This is a genomic window from Mesorhizobium sp. AR10, from assembly GCF_024746795.1.
GTDB lineage: Bacteria > Pseudomonadota > Alphaproteobacteria > Rhizobiales > Rhizobiaceae > Mesorhizobium.
Genome location: NZ_CP080524.1, coordinates 2,579,151 through 2,594,411 on the forward strand (window position 1 = coordinate 2,579,151; position 15,261 = coordinate 2,594,411).

Genomic DNA, 15,261 nt, shown 5'->3' on the forward strand with positions numbered 1-15,261 from the left:
TCATGTCAGTGCGCATGCCGTCGAATTTCGGGAAATCCAGTGCACAGGAAACCGCGCTTGACCTGCTCGGTCATGAAATCCTCGCCGAAAAGGCGGCAGCGCTCGGTCGCGCAGGCCAGCGCGTGGAGGAAACGCTGGCGAGATTGCGCGAGAATGGCGACGACGAGGAGCATCGACCGCGACTTCTCAGGGATGCCGCCGAGGCGGTCCACGGCTATTTCATCCAGCGCGAACTGTGTGGGCTGCGCAAGCACGAGGCGGCGATCCGGGAATACAACATCCCGAAGGCCGTGCTGGCACGGCTCGGTGCGAAATAGCGTTATCTCTTTGTTTGGTCATGATCTTTTCCGAACCGAAAGAGAGCGGAGCAAAAACGGTTCGGTCACTCCAGCCATTCGGTGATGAAGCTGCCGTTCTCGTGAATATCCGTGGTCTCCAGCGGGCCTGGACCGAGATTGGTGAATTTGTGCGGCGTGTTCGGTGGGACGATCAGGATCTGGCCGGCGGACGCCTCAATCTGCCGGTCGCCGACGGTGAACAGGCCGGTGCCCTGGCGGATGATGAAGATCTCGCTGTAGGGATGTGTGTGCAGGCGCGGGCCGCCGCCAATGCCAGGCAGATAGTTGAAGATCAGGCAGCTTTTGGAGCCGTAGGCGCCGCACTGCAGTTCGCCCTGCCAGCGGTCTGGCGCGTCGGCCCATGTGTCGCGTTCGATGATATGCGCCATGGGGTGGAAGATAGACCGAGCCCGCGACTGCTGTCGAGGCAGACGGCAGCGTTGGTTTGCGGCGGAACACCGGTCGTTTGCCGTGTTCGACGAGCATCCGGTGCCACTCCGCCCGATGCGGGTTTATGTCCCCGCGACAATCTGCCCTTGTGCCTTCACCCCGCTGGACAAAAACAGGCTTCACGCATAAACCGAAGTCCAAATGCCGGAGGAATTCGCTAGCCTGTTCGCCATGCGCTGTCGGGTCGGCGTGATTGAGCGGGAACAAGGCTCGACCGCCGGCACGGAAGAGGCGAAAGGATCAGGCACCCGTGAGCGCAACCGACATCCAGGATCCCAACCGTCGTGATTTTCTCTATGTCGCCACCGGCATGGCCGCAGTGGTCGGCGCAGGGGCTGTCGCCTGGCCGTTCATCGACCAGATGCGCCCCGATGCCTCGACGCTGGCGCTGGCCTCGGTCGAGGTCGACGTTGCCTCGCTCACGCCGGGAATGTCGCTGATCGTCAAATGGCGCGGCAAGCCGGTGGTCGTGCGCAACCGCACCGAGCAAGAGATGAAGGACGGCGAGGCGGTCAATCTCGCCGAACTCAAGGATCCGCTCGCCCGCAACGCCAACCTGCCTTCCGACGCGCCGGCGACGGACGCCAACCGCACCACGCCTGGCAAGGAAGCCTGGATGGTGATGGTCCAGGTCTGCACCCATCTGGGTTGTATTCCGCTCGGCCAGGAAGGCGAATTCGGCGGCTGGTTTTGCCCATGCCATGGCTCGGTATACGACACCGCCGGCCGCATCCGGCAGGGCCCGGCGCCCGAGAACATGGCGGTGCCGGTATTCAAATTCATTTCCGATACCAAAATCCTTATCGGTTGAGGCAGGGGATATTTCGATGAGCGAGGGACACTCGACCTACACGCCCAAGACCGGTCTCGGACGCTGGTTCGACGCCCGCATGCCGCTGCCGCGGCTGGTCTATGACAGCTTCGTCGCCTATCCGGTGCCGCGCAACCTCAACTATGCGTGGACCTTCGGCGGTATCCTGTCGATCATGCTGGTGGCGCAGATCCTGACCGGCATCGTGCTGGCCATGCACTATACGGCTGACAGCAATCTCGCCTTCGATTCGGTCGAAAAGATCATGCGCGACGTGAATTCGGGCTGGCTGTTGCGCTACCTGCATTCGAACGGCGCCTCGTTCTTCTTCGTCGCCGTCTACATCCACATCTTCCGCGGCCTCTACTACGGCTCCTACAAGGCGCCGCGCGAGCTTCTGTGGATCCTCGGCTGCATCATCTATCTCCTGATGATGGCGACCGGCTTCATGGGCTATGTGCTGCCCTGGGGGCAGATGAGCTTCTGGGGCGCCACCGTCATCACCGGCTTCTTCACTGCCATTCCGCTGGTCGGCGAGTGGATCCAGCAGTTGCTGCTCGGCGGCTTTGCCGTCGACAACCCGACGCTGAACCGCTTCTTTGCGCTGCACTATCTGCTGCCGTTCATGATCGCCGGCGTCGTCGTGCTGCACGTCTGGGCGTTGCATGTGGTCGGGCAGTCGAATCCCACCGGAATCGAGGTCAAGTCGAAGACCGACACCATCGCCTTCACCCCTTACGCGACCATCAAGGACGCGTTCGGCATGATCGTGTTCCTGTTCTTCTTCGCCTATTTCGTCTTCTACATGCCGAACTATCTCGGACATCCCGACAACTACATTGTCGCCAACCCGCTGAAGACGCCCGCCCACATCGTGCCGGAATGGTACTTCCTGCCCTTCTACGCGATCCTGCGCGCCATCACCTTCAACATCGGGCCGATCAACTCCAAGCTCGGCGGCGTGCTGTGCATGTTCGGCGCCATCGTCATGCTGTTCCTGGTGCCGTGGCTCGACACTTCGAAGGTGCGCTCGGCGGTCTACCGGCCCTGGTACAAGCTGTTCTTCTGGCTGTTCGCCGCAAATGCCATCTTCCTCGGCTGGCTGGGTTCGCAGCCGGCGGAAGGCAGCTTCGTGCTGATGGCGCAGATGGCAACCCTGTTCTACTTCGCCTTCTTCCTGATCGCGCTGCCGGTGCTTGGCCTGATCGAGACGCCGCGGCGGCTGCCGAATTCGATCACCGAGGCGGTGCTCGAGAAGAACAAGGGTGGCGGTGGCGGGCATCCGGCGAGCGCAACCGCGTCGCCGGAAACCAAGGGCTGAGCGGCAAGAGAATCTAAGGGGATTTGGCATGAAGAAGATTCTCACCTCGCTGGCGCTGTTCGGCCTCGTGGTCGCCGGCACTGGGGCCTCAAGCACCGTAGCCTTCGCCGCCGAGGAGGCGCACAACGCGGCCGCGCCGACGCATTTCCCGATCCACGAGCCGAAGGAGATGGACTGGAGCTTCGCCGGGCCGTTCGGCACCTACGACAAGGCCCAGCTGCAGCGCGGCCTGAAGGTCTACAAGGAAGTCTGCGCGGCCTGCCATTCGATGAATTTGGTGGCGTTCCGGACGTTGGAAGACCTTGGCTATTCGGAAGCGCAGGTCAAGGCGCTATCTGCCGAATATACAGTGCAGGACGGACCGAACGACGCCGGCGACATGTTCGAACGCCCCGGCAAGCCGTCCGATCATTTCCCGGCACCGTTCCCCAACGAGCAGGCCGCCGCCGCTGCCAATGGCGGGGCTGCCCCGCCCGACATGTCGCTGCTGGCCAAGGCGCGCGGCGTCGTGCGCGGTTTTCCGCAGTTCGTCTTCGACATCTTCACGCAATATGCCCAGGGCGGTCCCGACTACATCCATTCGCTGCTGACCGGCTATGACGAGCAGCCGCCGGCGGGCATGGTGATACCGGAAGGCACGCACTACAATCCCTACTTCATGTCCGGTGTGTCGCTGACAATGCCCAAGCCGCTCTCCGACGGCCAGGTGACCTATGACGACGGCTCGCCGCAGACCGTCGACCAGTATTCCCGCGACGTGTCGGCCTTCCTGATGTGGGCGGCCGAGCCGCATATGGAAGACCGCAAGAAGACCGGTTTTCGCGTGCTGGTCTTCCTGCTGCTGTTCGGCGCGCTGGTCTATCTGACCAAGCGCAAGGTGTGGGCCGGCGTGGCGCACTGAACGGGTGCAAGGCACCGAAAATGCGAGGGCGCCGAAAGGCGCCCTTTTCTTTTCGGCCGCTTACCGGCAAAACTGTACGGCAACGGAACCTCCGCCTCATGAAACCTTCGCTCGAAGACACGCTGCTTGCCGCGATCCGCACTATTCCCGATTACCCGAAGCCCGGCATATTGTTTCGCGACATCACCACACTGCTTGGCAATGCGCGCGCTTTCCGCCGCGCCATCGACGAACTGGTGCATCCCTATGCCGGCCAGAAGATCGACAAGATCGCCGGCATCGAGGCGCGCGGCTTCATCCTCGGCGGTGCTGTCGCCCACCAGCTTTCGGCTGGCTTCGTGCCGATCCGCAAGAAGGGCAAGCTGCCTTACGAGACAGTGCGCGTCGCCTACAGCCTGGAATACGGGCTGGACGAAATGGAGATGCACAAGGACGGCGTTGCTCCGGGCGAGAAGGTGATCCTCATCGACGACCTGATCGCCACCGGCGGCACGGCAGAGGCGGCGGTGAAGCTGTTGCGGCAGATCGGCGCCGATATCCTCGCAGCCTGCTTCGTCATCGACCTGCCGGATCTCGGTGGACGCAAGAAGCTGGAGGCGCTGGGTGTGCCGGTGAGGACGCTGATCGGGTTTGAGGGGCATTGAGGGAGGACACTCCCTCGCCCCGTTTACGGGGAGAGGGAAGCGAGCGAGCAACGCGAGCGAAGCAGGGTGAGGGGCAGCGCGACGTTGGGTACGAAACGCGGGCATTGGTGCCGCCCCTCATCCGCCCTTCGGGCACCTTCTCCCCGTGAACGGGGAGAAGGAAGAAGTTCACTCCACCCTCACCAGGACAGCACTTTCGAACTCGATGACCTTCTCGCCGGTCGAATCGAAAGCCTCGGCGCGCAGCGAGAGCACTCGCCAGCCGGCGCGTGAGACCATGGGGCGGTGGGCAAGCGCCGTGCGGGTGAAGGTGACGGTTTCCCCGGCATAGACAGGCTTCAGCCATTTGAGGTTCTTGAATCCGGGGGAGGGGCCGAATTCGGGCAAGGGACCAGGGCCCGCCCAGCTGATACCCTCGGTCTCCATGCCAGTTTCCAGATTCTGCTTCATCCAGGTGGCGGCGGTGTGCCAGCCGGAGGCGCAGAGACCGCCGAACACGCTCTTCTTGGCCGCCTCCTCGTCGACATGGAAAACCTGCGGATCGTATTTCCTGGCGAAGGCCTTGATCGCCTCGGGTTCGAACTTGTGCGAACCGAGCGTGACGGTGACGCCGATGTGAAAGAACTCGTCGAGGGTCACGCGCTGGCCTCACGGGTCAGGAACATGCAGGTGTTTTCGAATTCGAAGACGCTTTCGCCGCGCTGGTTGAACAGTTCGCTGCGCATGGTGATCAAGCCGAGTTGCGGCCTCGATTTGGACAGCCGCTTGGCAAGGACCGTGGTGTTGCCGCTCAAGATGTCGCCGGCCAGCACCGGCTTCTTCCATTTGACCTGGTCGACGCCGGGCGCACCTTGCGAGGTCGAGTCCAGCAGGAAGGCGTCGCACAGCATGCGCATGAACATCGCGCAGGTGTGCCAGCCCGAAGCCGCCAGCCCGCCAAGGATACTGGCCTTTCCCGCCGCTTCGTCGAGATGCATCGGCTGCGCATCGAACTCCCCGGCGAATTCGATGATTTCGGCGGCACTTACCAGCTTGGTGCCGAGGTCGAGCGATGCGCCCTCGACGAAATCCTCATAGGCCCAGGTCTTTCCGGTCATGGTCTGGCGTCCAGTTCAACAACCTCCGATCGGTACGGATCGGGGTTTCCGGATGCAGGCCGGGCGGCGTTTGGTCAAGTGATTTTTGTTGGGCCTACAGCCAGCCGCGGCGGCGGAAATACCAGAACGGCAGGATCGCCGACAGGATCATCAAGCCGATGGCGAAGGGATAGCCGATCTGCCATTTGAGCTCGGGGATGATGTCGAAATTCATGCCGTAGATCGAAGCCACCAGCGTCGGCGGCAGGAAGATGACGGCGGCGACGGAGAAGATCTTGATGATGGCGTTCTGCTCGATCGAGATCATGCCGAGCGTCGCGTCGAGCAGGAAGGAGATCTTCTGCGACAGGAAGGTGGCATGGTCGGCGAGCGACAGCACATCGCGCGACAAGGTCTTGATGCGCGCGCGGATGTCCTTGCTCATCTTGGTCCGGGTCGAGGCATGAGCGAGGAAGCCGGCAAGGCGCTGCAGCGAGATCAGGCTGTCGCGGATCGAAGACGCAATGTCCTCCTTGCGGCCGATGGCCTTCAGCAGCTCCTGGAAATCGCGGTTGCGCTTGGAAACCTTGGTCGAGGTCGCCTGGAAGATGTCGCGCGAGATCGCTTCGACGTCGCGGCCGGCGCGCTCCAGAATGTCGGCGAGGCGGTCGACGATCGCCTCCAGCAGGCCGATCAGGACGGTGTCGCTGCTGGTGCAGCCGGTTGCCACTTTCTCGGCGCGCAGAGGAAAGGTCGTGAACGCCTTCGGCTCATGGTAGCGCACGGTGACCAGCCTTGAGCCGGCGAGCACGAAGGTGACCGGCGACATCAGCGGATCGTCGGCTTCGGTCTGGGCGGGCAGCGTGGCGGTCATGAAATAGGCGCCGTCCTCGATATAGAGGCGACTCGAAATCTCGATCTCCTCCATCTCCTCGCGCGTCGGAATGGCAACACCGATCCACGTCTCGATCGCGGCTTCTTCTTCCTTGCTCGGATTCAGGAGGTCGGCCCAGACGACCTCGTCGCTGTTTTGCAAGAGATCATCGACGGTGCGCAGCCGATCATTGTCCACGACGAAGGCCTTGATCATCGCCGGGTCTCCCTTGCTGGGGTCAAAAATGATGGCACGGGACGGCTACTTTCGACGAAAGCGCAGACCACGTGCAGCAGCCGATTAGACCTGCGACGTGGCAAGGTCAAGGCGCGTGAAAAGGCGCTGCCCGACCGCCTCGAAGCTATAGTCGCGCCGAACGTCACGGGACCGTCCGGTAGCCTTTTCCAGCTCAGGTGTTGAACTTGAACAGCAGCACGTCGCCATCCTGGACGACATATTCCTTGCCTTCGTCGCGGGCCTTGCCGGCTTCCTTGGCGGCCACTTCGCCGCCCAGCGTGACGAAGTCGTTGTAGGCGATGGTCTGGGCGCGAATGAAGCCGCGCTCGAAATCGGTGTGGATGACGCCTGCCGCCTGCGGCGCCTTGGCGCCCTTGTGCACGGTCCAGGCGCGCGTTTCCTTCGGCCCGGCGGTGAAGTAGGTGATCAGCTGCAAAAGCTCATAGCCGGCGCGTATGACCTTGTTCAGGCCTGGCTCGTCGAGGCCGAGCGAGGAGAGGAACTCCATCTCTTCTTCATCCGAGAGCTGGGCGACTTCGGCCTCGATCGCAGCGGAGATGACGACGGCGCTGGCGCCTTGCGCCGCGGCCATTTTTTCCACCGCCTTGGTGTGTTCGTTGCCGATGGCGGCATCGACTTCCGCAACATTGCAGACATAGAGCACGGGGTGCGAGGTCAACAGGTTCAGCCCCTGCAGGATCCGCAAATCCTCCGCCGAAATACCGTTGAGCAGGATGCGCGTCGGCTTGCCGGCCTGCAGCAGTTCGAGTGCCGATTCCATCATCGGCAGCACGGTGGTCGCTTCCTTGTCCTTGCTGCCGGCGCGCTTTCGGATCTGCACGATGCGGCGTTCGAGGCTGTCGAGGTCGGCGAGCATCAGCTCGGTCTCGACAGTCTCGGCGTCGGCGACAGGGTCGATGCGGCCTTCGACATGGGTGATGTCGTCATCCTCGAAGCAGCGCAGCACATGCACGATGGCGTCGACCTCGCGGATGTTGGCGAGGAACTGGTTGCCCAGCCCTTCGCCCTTCGAGGCGCCGCGCACCAGGCCGGCAATATCGACAAAGGAAATGCGGGTCGGGATGATCTCCTTCGACTTGGCGATGGAGGCTATCTTCTGCAGGCGCGGATCGGGCACCGCCACCTCGCCGGTGTTCGGTTCGATGGTGCAGAACGGATAGTTGGCGGCCTGAGCCGCCGCCGTCCGGGTCAGCGCGTTGAAAAGCGTCGACTTGCCGACGTTGGGCAAGCCAACGATGCCGCATTTGAAACCCATTTTTGTCCGGTCCTATTGGGAAATCGAAATTTGATCAGGGCTATGGGCGAAAGGGGTGATGAACGTCAAGCCCTCGGGCTCCGATCCGTGCCCGGACTCAATCCTTGCCGCCGAACAGCTTCTTCAGCATGGCGGCCATCGGGCCGGTTTCGGGCAGCTTGGCTGGTGCCTGTTGCGACCGTGCCTGGCGAATGTGGCTCTGGGCCTTTGGCGCTTTCGGGGGCGGGCGATCATCATCGCCGGTCGGCGTGAGCTTGTCGCGCAGGGCCAGCGTCACGCGGTTCATGAAGGAATTGTCGTCGCCCTTGGCCAGCAGTCCGGCGTCGTCGGCGATGGCATCGAGCAGCACGTCCAGCCATTCGCGGTCAGCCTTGGCGAAGTCGCCAAGCACATGGCCATGCACCATTTCCTTGACGCCGGGATGGCCGACGCCGATGCGCACGCGGCGAAAGTCCTTGCCGACATGCTGGTCAAGCGAGCGGATACCGTTGTGGCCGCCCGAGCCGCCGCCGACCTTGACCCGCAGCTTGCCGGCGGCAAGGTCGATCTCGTCATAGAAGACAGTGAGTGCGGAAGGGCCGAGCTTGTAGAAGCGCAGCGCCTCGCCGACCGCCTGGCCGGAGAGGTTCATGAAGGTCTGCGGTTTGATCAGGATGATCTTTTCGCCGGCAAGCGTGCCTTCGGCGATCAGGCCCTGGAATTTCTTCGACCAGGGCGAAAAGGAATGGCGGCGGGCGATTGCGTCCGCCGCCATGTAGCCGACATTGTGCCGGTTGTTGGCGTATTTCGCGCCCGGATTGCCGAGGCCTGCAAACAGCAGCATCGTCACCTCCGGGGCGGGAAGGGCTTACTTCTCTTCGGCGGCAGGGGCCGCTTCGGGAGCCGCAGCTTCGACCGTCTCTTCCACCTCCGGCTTCATCGCCGAGGAGCCGGCAATGGTCGCGATGGTGAAGTCGCGATCGGAGATCACCGGCTTGACGCCGGCCGGCAGCGTAACCGCCGAGATGTGGATCGAGTCGCCGATGTCGGCGCCGGTGAGATCGACGGTGATGAATTCCGGGATCGCATTGGCCGGGCAGTGGAACTCGACTTCGTGACGCACGATGTTGAGCACGCCGCCGCGCTTGATGCCGGGCGACTTGTCTTCGTTGATGAAGTGCACCGGCACGTCGACATTGACCTGGGTGTCCTTGCCGATGCGCAGGAAGTCGACATGGACAGGGAAATCCTTGACCGGGTCGAGCTGGAAGTCCTTCGGCAGGACCTGGATCTTCTTGCCGTCGAGATCAATCGTGGCGATCGTGGTCAGAAACCCACCGCCATGGATCTTGTAGTAGATGTCCTTGTAGGTGAGAGCGATCGCCTGGGGAGGCTGCTTGTCACCGTAAATTACTGCAGGCACTTTACCGTTGCGGCGAACTGCACGGGCGGACCCCTTACCGACCTGTTCGCGCGCTTCGGCCTTGAGCTCGTAAGTATCGTGGCTCATGGCATTTCCTTTCGCGTGTTATGGAGCGTTTGCGGAGGGCAACTTGCCTGGACCGTAAACGTCGAAAGCCGCCAGGCCTGGATGTCCGAAAGCCGGAAGCCGCATACGCGGACCTTTGTTCGGGATCACAAGGGAAGGCAGCCTTCCGCCGCGTTGCCTCCAAGGGTGTCTACGCGGGTGGCGGCTCTATAGCGGAAGGCGCGAAAGGGTGCAAGCCGTGGCAGGCAAGGGTAGTGCCTCGCGTTGAATTTCGGCTTTCGCGCCATGATCGGACATTTCTAGCCTTTTTCGCCGGGATCGGCAGAGCGTATGGGGGAGGCTTTTAGTTCCATCGGATCGTCGGTCCGGCAAACCACCGGCTAGATGTTTTCGCGTGTGTATACTTCGAAGGGCAGGATGGTGGTGACGTTGCCGCTCTCGTTCGGCGCGGAGACGGCGCGAACCATGCCGGCCAGCGCTTCCTGCGCGATGCGGGCGAGCGGGTGCGAGATGACGAAGGTCAGCGTGCCGTCGAGCAGTGCCGGGCGGGTCGACTCCATCAGCTCGTAGCCGACGACGACGAGGCTGCCGGCGCGGCCGGTGGAGCGAAGGGCTGCAATGGCGCCGGTAATGCCGCCGCCGGCGACATAGAGGCCGCAGAGATCCGGATTTTCGGTGAGCAGCTTTTCGGTCATCTCCTGCGCGATGGCGCTGGATTCGAAGGTCAGCAGCGGCTCGAGCAGGGTGAAGCCAGGGGCGTGCTCGCGGAAATAGGAGCGAAAGCCGCTTTCGTTCATCTCCTGGCAGCGGTAGCGATGATTGCCGACGAGGATGCCGAGCTTGCCGGGCGCCTTGCAGACGTGTTCGAACACCCAGGCCGCGGTGCGCCCGACCTTCCAGTTGTCCAGCCCGATGTAGCGGACATGGCCCGTCGCCGAGATCTGCGAGATCAGCGCGAAGACCGGCACGTTGCGGGCATTGAGCGTATCGACCGCCTGGGTGACGAGCGGATGGACCGCGGCGACGACGCCGACGGCATCGCATTCGGCGCCCAGGGCCAGCATTCGCGAGGCGACGTTCTGCGGCGACAGGTCGTCGAGAAATTCCGTCCGTAGCTCTATCTCGCATTCGGGGATCGTTGGCACTGCCGCACGCAGCGCCTCGGCAATGTTGCGGTAGAAGGCGCGGCCGGGCTGATGCAGCAGGAAGCCGAATTTGTAGCGCGGCCGGGCGGCCGCTATACGGCTGCGCAGGGCGCCCATGCCGTAGAAGCCGATCTGCTCCGCCGCCAACCTGACGCGCTCGCGCGTGCCCTGGCGGACGGCGCCCGAGCCGCTCAGCACCCGGTTGACGGTGGCCACCGAAACATTCGCCTCGGCGGCTACATTCCTGATTGTTGGCCGCTTGTTCTGGTCCATTTCGCCTCATCAGCCTGTAGCAATTGATACAAAAATATCATTCGTCGAGCAATTCTGAGACGAATGATACAATCATTTTGGAATGAACATTCTATTCTTGATTCATTTTGGATCAAGATGTTTATCTCTGGCAGAAGCAAAGAAGGCGCAAGCACCGCCAGCCCAGGGATAGCAGCAGCACAGCGCAGACACGTTCTGACCGACCGCCTTGTGGCGGTGTGAGGCAGCGTGCGCGTGCGAGCCATCCCAGGCACTGCGGGTGGAGGATTGCATGGACGATCTCAAATACGGCGTGCGCGACAAGCGCGGCGACTGGAAGCCGAACGGGCACATCGAGGCCGTGCCGTTGTGGAACTGGCCGCCGAGGCTGCCGAAGATCCTGGCATGGCTGCCCGGCTATATCTGGCCGTGGAATGCCTTCCACATGGCCACGGCGCTGATCTACTGGTTCTATGTCGTCCCCGGCGTCGAGACGATGAAGACCATCAGCTGGGGCTGGGCGCTGTGGCTTTATGCCGTCAACGCCGTGGCGATCCTGGTCTTCTACGGCATCTTCGAGCTGCGCTACTACATCAGGCGCGCCCAGGCGACGCGGTTCAAGTACAACCACAAATTCCCCGCCGATGCGCCCTCGGACGTGTTCTGGTTCCAGAGCCAGAACCTCGACAATTTCCTGCGCTCGTTCTTCATCACCATCCCGCTGTGGACCGTGGTCGAAGTCATTTTCCTGTGGTGCTTTGCCAATGGCTACGTGCCGTGGGTCGGCTGGCAGGATCACCCGGTCTACCTCGCAGCACTTGTGCTGGTCGTGCCGGCCATCCACGAGGTGCACTTCTTCTTCATCCACCGGTTGATCCATTGGGGACCGCTCTATCGCTGGATCCATTCGGTCCACCACAATTCGATCAACCCCTCGCCCTGGTCGTCGCTGTCGATGCATCCGGTGGAAGGGTTCCTCTACCACGCGGTGGCCTTCTGGCACCTGATCATCCCGTCCAATCCGATCGTCGCGCTGTTCCAGCTGCATGTTGCGGGCTTCGGCGCCGTCAACGGTCATCTCGGCTTCGACAAGCTGGAGGTGAGCGAGGACACGGCCGTCGATAGCCACGCCTACGCGCATTACCTGCACCACAAATATTTCGAGGTGAACTATGGCGGCGACGGGCTGATCCCGCTCGATCGGTGGTTCGGCACCTGGCACGACGGCACCAAGCAGGGCGAGGCCATGATGGACGCCCGCTTCCAGAAAAAGAAAGAGCGCATGAACGCCAAGGCTGCGGCGAACCATTGATCACGTGACGCGGCGCGCAACGGGAGAGGTGCGCGCCTGCCGATGAATTCAACGTTTTTGTAAAACCCGTCTGAAGACGGCAACTGGGAGGAAACGACATGAAACGTACCACGAAACTCTTGACGGCGCTGATGACCGCGGCCGTGCTGGCGACAGGTGCCACAGCCGCTATGGCCGAGGGGGCGAAGATCTTCGTCATCGGTGGCAAGGCGGACGATCCGTTCTGGTCGAAGGTCAAGAAAGGCGCCGACGATGCGGGCAAGGTCGCCGAATTGACGGGCGGCTCGGTGACCTGGCTCGGTCCGCAGAACTACGACAATCTCGGCCCGGACGCGGCCAAGCTGATCCGCACCGCGCTTAGCCAGAAGCCGAGCGCCATCGTCGGCCCGGACTGGGTGCCCGAGGCCATGGATGACGCCTTCAAGGAAGTCGTTGCCGCAGGCGTGCCGCTCATCATCTACAATTCCGGCGGCATGGATGCAGCCAAGCGGCTCGGCGCCATGAACTATGTCGGCAACGAGGAATACGCGGCCGGTCTCGGCGGCGGCGAATATTTCGGCAGCCACGGCGCCAAGAACGTGCTGTGCGTCAACACCTTGCCGGGCTCCACCAACACGGAAGACCGCTGCAAGGGCATTGCCGACGCGATCGCCAAGAGCGGCGGCAAATCCACCCAGCTGCCGCTGCCCTCATCCAGCTTCGGCAACCCGACCGCGGTCGCCGAGGCGATCAAGGCTGCCGTGCTGAAGGACAACACCCTCGACGGTCTCATCACCATCAGCGCCGGCGATGCCAACAGTGCCGCCAACGCCATCAGCCAGGCCAGTGTCGGCGACAAGGTCAAGCTCGCTTCGTTCGACATGGACGAAACCGGCCTGCAGCGCATCAAGGACGGCACGCAGATGTTCTCGATCGACCAGCAGCCCTATTTGCAGGGCTATCTTGCGGTGTCGCTGCTGAACGGCTTCGTCAACTATGGGCTGGACCTGCCGACGAAACCGGTGCTGACCGGACCGGGGATCGTCGACGCAGCCAATGTCGACGCGACGTTGGCTGGTGCGGCGGCCGGCGCCCGCTAACGCCCATCGCTGAGTGTCTGGCCCGAGGATGTATCCGAGGGCCGGACATCGCCGGTCGGAGCCCCCGACGGAAGGCCGCGCCAGGCTCCCCATTGTTCAAGCCAGGGACACTTCGATGACATCCCAAGCCCATGACCAACCCGCCGCGGCAGCGACTGCGCCGCCCACCCCGCACTCCTCGATGCCCTCGATCGGCAGCCTCGTGCGGCGCCCCGAGGTCGGCTCGCTGATCGGCATGGTCGCCGTGCTGGTCTTCTTCTCGATCTTCGGCGGTGCCAATTTCATGTCGGCCGGCGGTTCCGCGAGCTGGCTCAACGTCGCCTCGGAACTCGGCATCATCGCACTCCCGGTCGGGCTGCTGATGATCGCCGGACATCTCGATCTCTCGGTCGGATCGATGAGCCCGGCCAGCTCGATGACCATTGCCATCATCTCGGGCCACTATGACCTGCCGATCATTGTTGGCATCCTTGCGGCGCTCAGCCTTGGGCTCGCCGTCGGCTTCATCAACGGGGTCCTGGTGATCCGCACCAAAGTGCCGTCCTTCGTCGTCACCCTGGCAACGCTGTTCGCGCTGGCCGGCCTGACGCTCGGCCTTTCGATCATCCTGTCCGGCAGCACCAGCGTCGCGCTGAAGAGCGGACCGGTCGCCAAGCTGTTGTTCGGCGACTATCTCGGCGGCAAGTTTCAGGTGACCCTGTTCTGGTGGATCGCCATCGTCCTGATCGTCGGTTTCATCCTGAATTTCTCGCGCTTCGGCAACTGGATCCTGGCCATGGGCGGCGACGCCGTCAGCGCCCGCAATGCCGGCATCCCCACCGACCGCGTCACCATCGCGCTGTTCATGAGCAGCGGCCTGTGCGCAGCCTTCGTCGGCATGTCCCAGGCCATCCTCTACAACAGCGCTCAGGTGGCTGCAGGGCAGTCGTTCATCTTCAACTCGATCATCGCGGTGGTCATCGGTGGCGTGCTGCTCACCGGCGGCTACGGTTCGGTGGTCGGCATCGTTTTGGGCACGCTGACCTTCTCCATCGTCAACCAGGGCATCTTCTACACCGGCTTCGACGCCAACTGGGCCAGCCTCATCATCGGCGTCCTGCTGCTCGCGGCCGTGCTGATGAACAACACGTTCCGCACCATGGCGTTGACCTACTCGCCACGCGCCAAACCGAGGGCCCGCTCATGACCACGCCCCTGCTCAGGCTGACCGGAATCAACAAGTCGTTCGGTCCGATCGATGTTCTCCACGACATTTCGCTGGAGGTTAACAGAGGCGAGGTGCTGTGCCTGCTCGGCGACAATGGCGCGGGAAAATCCACGTTGATCAAGATCCTCTCCGGCGTCCACAAGCCGACGTCGGGCAGGATGGAAATGGACGGCAAATCCGTCGAATTCGGCAGCCCGCGCGACGCCAGCGACCACGGCATCGCCACGGTCCACCAGTTCGGCGGGACGTTCCCGCTGATGAGCATCGGCCGCTCGTTCTTCGTCGGCGCCGAGCCGACGCGGCGCTGGGGGCCGCTCACCATCTACGACCGCAAGCGGGCCAACGAGATCGCCGTCACCGAGATGCGCCAGCTCGGCATCACCCGCATCGACGACGGCGATCGCCTCGTCGGCGGCCTGTCCGGAGGCGAACGCCAGGCGCTGGCCATTGCGCGTGCCGTCCATTTCGGCGCAAGCGTGCTGATCCTCGACGAGCCGACCGCGGCACTTGGCGTCAAGGAGGCAGCGCACGTGCTGCGCATCGTGCTGCAGGCGCGCCGCAAGGGCATCGCGGTCATCTTCATCACCCACAATGTCGTCCATGCGCTGACCGTCGGCGACCACTTCGCCGTCCTCATCAGAGGCTCGAAAGCTGCCGATTTCCGCAAGGGTGAGAAAAGCCGCGAAGCGATCACCGACCTCATGGCCGGCGGCGAGCAGATGGCTGAGCTCGAAGCCGAGATCGAGAGCTTCAGCGCGACCAACGATGCGCCGCGCGACGCGGGCCATGCGTAAACCCAGTGAAGGTGCCTTCCACACGGGCATCTTCCCTCCCGGGCGGCCGGCGGACACGTGTTCCGCCGGCCGACTT

At 63.0% G+C, this 15,261-nt stretch carries 17 protein-coding genes; 9 read left to right on the top strand and 8 right to left on the bottom strand.

Features of this window, described 5'->3' with window-relative positions; translation table 11 throughout:
• Positions 1–2: 2 nt before the first annotated feature.
• Positions 3–317, top strand: a complete 315-nt coding sequence (locus LHFGNBLO_RS16040; protein ID WP_258608910.1) for a DUF6665 family protein — start codon at positions 3–5, stop codon at positions 315–317.
• A 65-nt stretch (positions 318–382) separates the two neighbouring features.
• Here the strand turns inward: LHFGNBLO_RS16040 and LHFGNBLO_RS16045 are convergent, their stop codons facing one another.
• Positions 383–727 (bottom strand): cupin domain-containing protein, encoded by a 345-nt coding sequence (locus tag LHFGNBLO_RS16045; protein WP_258608912.1) that lies wholly within the window; start codon positions 725–727, stop codon positions 383–385.
• A gap of 311 nt (positions 728–1,038) precedes the next feature.
• Here LHFGNBLO_RS16045 and petA point away from each other — a divergent pair, with 311 nt between their 5' ends.
• The 4 genes from petA (at position 1,039) to LHFGNBLO_RS16065 (ending at position 4,465) form a co-directional block, all read left to right on the top strand.
• Positions 1,039–1,599: a ubiquinol-cytochrome c reductase iron-sulfur subunit gene (gene petA, locus LHFGNBLO_RS16050; protein WP_258608914.1), complete on the top strand. Its 561-nt coding sequence runs from the start codon at positions 1,039–1,041 to the stop codon at positions 1,597–1,599.
• A 16-nt stretch (positions 1,600–1,615) separates the two neighbouring features.
• Entirely contained in the window at positions 1,616–2,920 is a 1,305-nt protein-coding gene (locus LHFGNBLO_RS16055; RefSeq protein ID WP_258608916.1) for a cytochrome b, read from the top strand.
• Positions 2,921–2,948: 28 nt separating this feature from the next.
• Positions 2,949–3,821, top strand: coding sequence for a cytochrome c1 (locus LHFGNBLO_RS16060; RefSeq protein ID WP_258608918.1), 873 nt, complete (start codon positions 2,949–2,951; stop codon positions 3,819–3,821).
• 98 nt (positions 3,822–3,919) lie between these two features.
• Complete coding sequence (locus tag LHFGNBLO_RS16065; protein ID WP_258608919.1) at positions 3,920–4,465, top strand: adenine phosphoribosyltransferase; 546 nt, start codon at positions 3,920–3,922, stop codon at positions 4,463–4,465.
• A gap of 168 nt (positions 4,466–4,633) precedes the next feature.
• Here the strand turns inward: LHFGNBLO_RS16065 and LHFGNBLO_RS16070 are convergent, their stop codons facing one another.
• The 7 genes from LHFGNBLO_RS16070 to LHFGNBLO_RS16100 all read right to left on the bottom strand — a co-directional run bounded on the left by LHFGNBLO_RS16070 (position 4,634) and on the right by LHFGNBLO_RS16100 (position 10,814).
• Positions 4,634–5,104: a MaoC family dehydratase gene (locus tag LHFGNBLO_RS16070; protein ID WP_258608921.1), complete on the bottom strand. Its 471-nt coding sequence runs from the start codon at positions 5,102–5,104 to the stop codon at positions 4,634–4,636.
• On the bottom strand, positions 5,101–5,562 hold the full coding sequence (locus LHFGNBLO_RS16075) for a MaoC family dehydratase (RefSeq protein ID WP_258608923.1): 462 nt from the start codon (positions 5,560–5,562) through the stop codon (positions 5,101–5,103). Before LHFGNBLO_RS16075 ends, LHFGNBLO_RS16070 begins: the two co-directional genes overlap by 4 nt.
• Before the next feature lie 94 nt (positions 5,563–5,656).
• Positions 5,657–6,631, bottom strand: coding sequence for a magnesium/cobalt transporter CorA (gene corA, locus LHFGNBLO_RS16080; protein WP_258608925.1), 975 nt, complete (start codon positions 6,629–6,631; stop codon positions 5,657–5,659).
• A gap of 193 nt (positions 6,632–6,824) precedes the next feature.
• Complete coding sequence (gene ychF, locus LHFGNBLO_RS16085; protein WP_258608929.1) at positions 6,825–7,928, bottom strand: redox-regulated ATPase YchF; 1,104 nt, start codon at positions 7,926–7,928, stop codon at positions 6,825–6,827.
• A 97-nt stretch (positions 7,929–8,025) separates the two neighbouring features.
• Positions 8,026–8,751 carry an aminoacyl-tRNA hydrolase gene (gene pth, locus LHFGNBLO_RS16090; RefSeq protein WP_258608931.1) on the bottom strand — a complete coding sequence of 242 codons (726 nt, stop codon included), beginning with the start codon at positions 8,749–8,751 and terminating at the stop codon, positions 8,026–8,028.
• Between the two features lie 24 nt (positions 8,752–8,775).
• Positions 8,776–9,417 carry a 50S ribosomal protein L25/general stress protein Ctc gene (locus LHFGNBLO_RS16095; protein ID WP_258608933.1) on the bottom strand — a complete coding sequence of 214 codons (642 nt, stop codon included), beginning with the start codon at positions 9,415–9,417 and terminating at the stop codon, positions 8,776–8,778.
• A 359-nt stretch (positions 9,418–9,776) separates the two neighbouring features.
• Positions 9,777–10,814 carry a LacI family DNA-binding transcriptional regulator gene (locus tag LHFGNBLO_RS16100; protein ID WP_258608935.1) on the bottom strand — a complete coding sequence of 346 codons (1,038 nt, stop codon included), beginning with the start codon at positions 10,812–10,814 and terminating at the stop codon, positions 9,777–9,779.
• 271 nt (positions 10,815–11,085) lie between these two features.
• Here LHFGNBLO_RS16100 and LHFGNBLO_RS16105 point away from each other — a divergent pair, with 271 nt between their 5' ends.
• The 4 genes from LHFGNBLO_RS16105 (at position 11,086) to LHFGNBLO_RS16120 (ending at position 15,185) form a co-directional block, all read left to right on the top strand.
• The gene (locus tag LHFGNBLO_RS16105; protein ID WP_258608936.1) at positions 11,086–12,105 is read left to right on the top strand and encodes a sterol desaturase family protein; all 1,020 of its coding nucleotides are present in this window, start codon (positions 11,086–11,088) and stop codon (positions 12,103–12,105) included.
• 98 nt (positions 12,106–12,203) lie between these two features.
• Positions 12,204–13,184, top strand: a complete 981-nt coding sequence (locus tag LHFGNBLO_RS16110; RefSeq protein ID WP_258608937.1) for a sugar ABC transporter substrate-binding protein — start codon at positions 12,204–12,206, stop codon at positions 13,182–13,184.
• A 181-nt stretch (positions 13,185–13,365) separates the two neighbouring features.
• On the top strand, positions 13,366–14,370 hold the full coding sequence (locus tag LHFGNBLO_RS16115; RefSeq protein ID WP_258609753.1) for an ABC transporter permease: 1,005 nt from the start codon (positions 13,366–13,368) through the stop codon (positions 14,368–14,370).
• Positions 14,367–15,185, top strand: coding sequence for an ATP-binding cassette domain-containing protein (locus tag LHFGNBLO_RS16120; RefSeq protein WP_258608938.1), 819 nt, complete (start codon positions 14,367–14,369; stop codon positions 15,183–15,185). Before LHFGNBLO_RS16115 ends, LHFGNBLO_RS16120 begins: the two co-directional genes overlap by 4 nt.
• Positions 15,186–15,261 lie beyond the last annotated feature (76 nt).

Excerpts from the sequence above, each read along its gene's own strand:
- LHFGNBLO_RS16040 (WP_258608910.1), top strand. The coding sequence starts at position 3 with ATGTCAGTGCGCATGCCGTCGAATTTCGGGAAATCCAGTGCACAGGAA.
- LHFGNBLO_RS16045 (WP_258608912.1), bottom strand. The coding sequence starts at position 727 with ATGGCGCATATCATCGAACGCGACACATGGGCCGACGCGCCAGACCGC.
- LHFGNBLO_RS16055 (WP_258608916.1), top strand. The coding sequence starts at position 1,616 with ATGAGCGAGGGACACTCGACCTACACGCCCAAGACCGGTCTCGGACGC.
- LHFGNBLO_RS16060 (WP_258608918.1), top strand. The coding sequence starts at position 2,949 with ATGAAGAAGATTCTCACCTCGCTGGCGCTGTTCGGCCTCGTGGTCGCC.
- LHFGNBLO_RS16065 (WP_258608919.1), top strand. The coding sequence starts at position 3,920 with ATGAAACCTTCGCTCGAAGACACGCTGCTTGCCGCGATCCGCACTATT.
- LHFGNBLO_RS16075 (WP_258608923.1), bottom strand. The coding sequence starts at position 5,562 with ATGACCGGAAAGACCTGGGCCTATGAGGATTTCGTCGAGGGCGCATCG.
- corA (WP_258608925.1), bottom strand. The coding sequence starts at position 6,631 with ATGATCAAGGCCTTCGTCGTGGACAATGATCGGCTGCGCACCGTCGAT.
- ychF (WP_258608929.1), bottom strand. The coding sequence starts at position 7,928 with ATGGGTTTCAAATGCGGCATCGTTGGCTTGCCCAACGTCGGCAAGTCG.
- pth (WP_258608931.1), bottom strand. The coding sequence starts at position 8,751 with ATGCTGCTGTTTGCAGGCCTCGGCAATCCGGGCGCGAAATACGCCAAC.
- LHFGNBLO_RS16095 (WP_258608933.1), bottom strand. The coding sequence starts at position 9,417 with ATGAGCCACGATACTTACGAGCTCAAGGCCGAAGCGCGCGAACAGGTC.
- LHFGNBLO_RS16100 (WP_258608935.1), bottom strand. The coding sequence starts at position 10,814 with ATGGACCAGAACAAGCGGCCAACAATCAGGAATGTAGCCGCCGAGGCG.
- LHFGNBLO_RS16105 (WP_258608936.1), top strand. The coding sequence starts at position 11,086 with ATGGACGATCTCAAATACGGCGTGCGCGACAAGCGCGGCGACTGGAAG.
- LHFGNBLO_RS16110 (WP_258608937.1), top strand. The coding sequence starts at position 12,204 with ATGAAACGTACCACGAAACTCTTGACGGCGCTGATGACCGCGGCCGTG.
- LHFGNBLO_RS16115 (WP_258609753.1), top strand. The coding sequence starts at position 13,366 with ATGCCCTCGATCGGCAGCCTCGTGCGGCGCCCCGAGGTCGGCTCGCTG.
- LHFGNBLO_RS16120 (WP_258608938.1), top strand. The coding sequence starts at position 14,367 with ATGACCACGCCCCTGCTCAGGCTGACCGGAATCAACAAGTCGTTCGGT.